3 protein-coding genes are annotated in these 3,045 nt (G+C 67.2%); 2 read left to right on the forward strand and 1 reads right to left on the reverse strand.

Translation table 11 applies throughout. The features are described from left to right. Positions 1-386 precede the first annotated feature (386 nt). Positions 387-1,382: a hypothetical protein gene (locus D7X74_RS40875; RefSeq protein ID WP_370450863.1), complete on the forward strand. Its 996-nt coding sequence runs from the start codon at positions 387-389 to the stop codon at positions 1,380-1,382. Between the two features lie 93 nt (positions 1,383-1,475). Here the strand turns inward: D7X74_RS40875 and D7X74_RS40880 are convergent, their stop codons facing one another. Then, entirely contained in the window at positions 1,476-2,561 is a 1,086-nt protein-coding gene (locus D7X74_RS40880) for an oxygenase MpaB family protein (RefSeq protein ID WP_233596042.1), read from the reverse strand. A 228-nt stretch (positions 2,562-2,789) separates the two neighbouring features. Here D7X74_RS40880 and D7X74_RS40885 point away from each other — a divergent pair, with 228 nt between their 5' ends. Further along, on the forward strand, positions 2,790-3,026 hold the full coding sequence (locus D7X74_RS40885) for a hypothetical protein (RefSeq protein ID WP_199742018.1): 237 nt from the start codon (positions 2,790-2,792) through the stop codon (positions 3,024-3,026). Positions 3,027-3,045 lie beyond the last annotated feature (19 nt).

Genomic DNA, 3,045 nt, shown 5'->3' on the forward strand with positions numbered 1-3,045 from the left:
ACCCCCAACGTCCCGAGCACGCGCCAGCGCCCCACCTCCGTGCCGGGTTGGAGCGCCGCCGGGAACACCTGTGTCCGTTCTGGAGCCATCAACCTCCAGGGTCGCATGAATCCGACTCAACCTGGAAGGTCATCTCCGGACTTCCAGGCCGTGATGCCTGGAAGCACATGTGTTCTCACGTCAGGAAGTCTCTCCCCGGGCCGCGATGACGCTCCCAGCGGAATCAGAAGTTGTTCACTGAAACGTGACACGAACCGGGTGGGTCCAAAGTGAAACAGGCGGGGTGAGTCAGACCATTCTGGTGTATTGAGCCGCGTCACATCGCAGTCTCCCCCCTCCAGGAGTTCCGGATGCGTCGTCTTGGCTCAGCCCTTCTTGCAGTGAGCATGTTCGCCGGTTGCGGCGGTCTCGAAACCGAGCCGTCCCCCGAGTCCCTCACGTCGCCGTCCATCGAGTCGCAACAGGCGCCCATCACCACCACGAACGTGGATGTGGCCCCGGAGTGCCAGGGCATCATCACCTTCGTGAACACGGCGTCCTTCCAGACGCTGGACACGTACCTGCCGAGCAATGTCGTCACGAACCTCGTGAGCCGCCGCGCGACGGCCCCGTTCACGTCGCTGGCGGACGTGTCGTCGGTGAACCTGGTCGCTGAGACCCGTCTGAAGCAGATCGAGCAGGGCGCGCGCGCCACGGGCGCCATCGGCTCCAGCTGTGTCGGCATCTTCGACGGGCTCGCCATCTCCACCTCCGACGCGGCCGCCATCGTGTCGCTGGTGAACACCATCCCGGACTCGGAGCTGCACGACGTCCTGCCGGATGCGTGGAACGGCGCCGCGAACCTCCTCAACCTGCGCCCGTTCACGACGGCGCAGGCCATCTCCAACGTGGCGGGCATCGGCGAGGTCAGCTTCCGCAGCATCCGGAACTCCGCCACGCTGAGCCGCCCGTTCGAGGCGCTCGCCACCGCGCTCAACGCCATCCCGAGCAACGGGTCCTATGGCGCGCAGCTGAAGCGCCACTTCGACTGGTGGAATGAAGTGACGGCCTACCATGGCTACTCCCAGGGCGGTCCGACCTGCTTCGGCCTGGAGCCCAGCAGCGTCCCGTCGGGCGCCACCATCCGTCCGAACCTGGCCAACGCCGCTGAAGTGCGCGCCGCGGTCGTGAACACCATCAACTACGTCAACGGCAACGCGCTGATCTCCGCCTCGGTGCGGAACGCGGGCCTGGCGAACCTGGACGCGCTGAGCGCGGGCCGCTCCTTCAAGGGCTGCATCTTCAGCTACTCGGATGACCCGTGGAGCCGCCACAACGTCTCCATCTTCGTGGACACCGTGAACGGCTTCAGCGTGTTCACCGAGACCTGGTGGGCGGAGTAGTCCGAAGCTGATGTCCTGACGTGAAGAAGCCCCGGGTTCCCACGAGAGGAGCCCGGGGCTTTGTCCTGTCCGGAGACGACGGGGCGCCGCCGGCTACTCCGCCCGAGGCGGGACGGTGCCGCTGACGCTCCACGCCTCCTGGAGTGATTCAGGGATGCGGAAGTTCACCCGGCCGCCGCCCCGCTCGGAGGTGTGCAGTCCTTCGATGAGCTTGCGCGAGAGGGAAGCGGACAGCTTCGCCGCGAGCCCGGATTGGTCCTGCACCTCGTCCGCCAGGTTGAACATCCACTTCATCGGCGTCAGCAGGTGGCGGGTCCAGTCCGTCTTCTCCAGCCCCACGGCCTCCGACACCGTGTCGCCGCACAGCTCGCGGATCAACGTCACCGCGAGGCCGTCCATCATCGTGCCGGGGATGCGCAGCTTCAGGTAGTCGACGAGCGCCTGGGTGAGCGCGGCCCCGTTCTCCGACGGTGCCACCTGCCGCTCGGTGATGGCCGCCCAGAGCTGCTGGCCATCCTCCAGGTCGCGCGGCAGCAGCTCGGGCCGGATGCCCATGAAATGACCAATCAACATCCAGCAATGGAAGTAGGCGTGCTCCTCCTCCGGGGTGAAGTCCATCCCAAGCTTGGGCAGCACCTGGGGCACCAGGGCCAGCGACAGGAGCGTCGCGACCTGGTCCTCCTGGTTGATGGGCATGTCCCATTCGGAGGCCTTCCACCGCGGATCCCTGGAGATGTGGTGGCGGATGGCGGCGTGCAGGAGGCGGATCTTCTGCGCCGTGCGGACCCCGAAGCCGCCGTGCTCCAGGCCGCCCTCCGCCATCACGTCCAGGACGAACTGGGCCGTTTCGATGATGCGGCGGTGCACGTACTTGTCGATGCCGCCCGTCCACGTCAGCACCCGGGCCGCCTTCGCCCACGCGTAGGCGGAGGGCAGGGACCACAGGAAGAGCGCCAGGGTCATCTGCATGCCGTAGCGGTGGAAGAGCTTCTGCCCCAGTCGGACCTTCTCCGGATCCGCCCAGGTGGGCCAGTCATCCGTTTCATTCAGGTACACCTCCACGGAGTCCGGCATCTCCGCGGGCACGAGGTGCACGTTCGACTCAATGCTCCGGAGCATGCGGTTGACGGCCTCCGCCTCCTTGTTGGCGAAGACTGACTGGATGACGGGATCCGCCACGGGGTCCCCCATGGAACGGAAGGGGTCGAGCACCGCATCGGTCCAACGGCCACGAAGACTGGACACTGATTCTCCCTGCGAGGTTTCCGCTCAGTCTTGCATGCGCGGTGCGCGACCCAGGGCCTCTCTGCGGGCGTCCCGGCAGCCAACCCCCGCCCCGTCCGCCCACCCCCACGGGGCGGGAAGGATTCCGTGCATCCGTGCGTGTCTACGCGTATAGACACCCCCATGTGCCCCCTGGTGAATACGAAGGACCTGATTGACGCCCAGGCGGTGGCGGGCCTGTTGCGCCTCGCGCACCCCAACAGCGTCAGCACGTACCTGCGCCGCTACCCGGACATGCCCCGCCCCGTGCTCGACCTGGGCGCCGGGCGTCCGCGCCTCTGGCTCAAACCCCAGATGCTGCGCTGGGCCCGTGCCCGCCAGGCCGCTACCACCGACTCGCGCTCCGGAGCCTCCCGATGACCACCGCCACCCCCCGAAC

Source organism: Corallococcus sp. CA047B (assembly GCF_003612065.1).
GTDB lineage: Bacteria > Myxococcota > Myxococcia > Myxococcales > Myxococcaceae > Corallococcus > Corallococcus praedator.

What these genes read in the sequence shown, in the direction of transcription:
- D7X74_RS40885 (WP_199742018.1), top strand. Translation starts at nt 2,790, where the DNA reads ATGTGCCCCCTGGTGAATACGAAGGACCTGATTGACGCCCAGGCGGTG.
- D7X74_RS40875 (WP_370450863.1), top strand. Translation starts at nt 387, where the DNA reads ATGTTCGCCGGTTGCGGCGGTCTCGAAACCGAGCCGTCCCCCGAGTCC.